Here is a 1,200-nt window from a genome sequence, read left to right as displayed (position 1 = left end):
GCCGCCGAGTTTGTCGGCGATGCCCGCGTAGAACTCGAAGTAGCGGGCGGCGGCCTCGACATCGGCCTTGGCCTGGCTGAGAGGCTTGCCGACGTCCTGGCTCTCCAGCCTCGCCAGCCGCTCGCCCTGGTAACGGATCGCCTCCGCGATGCGGTAGAGAAGCCGGCCCCGGTCGGCGGCGCGCATCCGCGCCCATTCGGACGCGGTGAAGGCCGCGCGCGCCGCGGCGACCGCCTGGTCCACGTCCGCCGCTCCGGCCAGCGCCACCTGGGCGAAGGCCGTGCCGTCCGACGGGTCGAGGACGGTGAAGGTACGGCCGTCGGCGGCCGGGACCTGCTTGCCGTCGACGAGCAGCAACTGGGTGTCGTCGCTCATGGCTGGATCTCTCCCTGCACCTCGCCGAAGATGACGACCTCGTCGCCGGGGCGGACGGTACGGATCCGGCGGACCCAGAGCACGATGCCGTCCTGCGGGGCGCGGACCTCCTCCAGCGTGTTGCCGTAGTGGTCCACGATGTGGGCGATCAGGTCGCCTTCCTTGCACGTCTCCCCCGGCTCGGCGTGTCCCAGGAAGAAGCCGCCGGCGGCGGAACGGGCGAAGGTGCCGGAGGTGGTCGTGTACTTCTCCCGCAGCTCCGCCTCGCCGTCGATCATCTTCAGCTGCCGCATGATGTTGCGGATCGAGTCGATGTGCAGTTCGACGTTCGACTCCCGGTAGGTGCCGCCGCCGGCCTCGATGGTGATGGCGGGCTTGCCCGCCGCAAGAGTGGGGTGGCGGACCGTGCCGCCCCACTTGCCGCCCTTCCAGACCAGCTCGTGCCCGGCGGCGAGGGCGAGGTCCGTCGCCAGGTCCTCGTAGCCGCCCTGAAGGATGACGAGCGGGGCGATCTCCCCGAACGTGCCGCCGGTGTGCAGGTCCACCAAGGCGTCGATGGCCGGGACGACCTGCTCGACGAAGGTGGCCGCCAGACGGAGGGAGTACGAGCCGTCGGCGTCGCCCGGGAAGATGCGGTTGAGGTTCAGGTAGTCCAGGCCGCTGGTGCGGGCGGCCGCCTCGAAGGCCGGGGTGTTCATGCAGGGGATGCCGACGAGCGTGCCGCGCAGGGTGGCCGGGTCGGTTTCGGCGAGGACGCGCCGGATGGCCTCCTGGCCGTCGTACTCGTCGCCGTGCACCCCCGCGTCCACGCACAGCACCGGACCG

General features: G+C 71.4%; 2 protein-coding genes. Both read right to left on the bottom strand.

Annotated elements, in window-relative coordinates; translation table 11 throughout:
• On the bottom strand, positions 1–375 hold a 375-nt coding region (locus ABT063_RS52070; RefSeq protein ID WP_351069402.1), incomplete at its 3' end, for an aldehyde dehydrogenase family protein.
• Positions 372–1,200 (bottom strand): succinylglutamate desuccinylase/aspartoacylase family protein (locus ABT063_RS52065; protein WP_351069400.1); only part of this gene is annotated, 829 nt, incomplete at its 5' end. The genes ABT063_RS52065 and ABT063_RS52070, both read right to left, overlap by 4 nt.

Source organism: Streptomyces sp. NPDC002838 (genome assembly GCF_040295365.1).
Taxonomy (GTDB): Bacteria; Actinomycetota; Actinomycetes; order Streptomycetales; family Streptomycetaceae; genus Streptomyces.
This window is presented reverse-complemented; position numbering and strand designations above follow the sequence as displayed.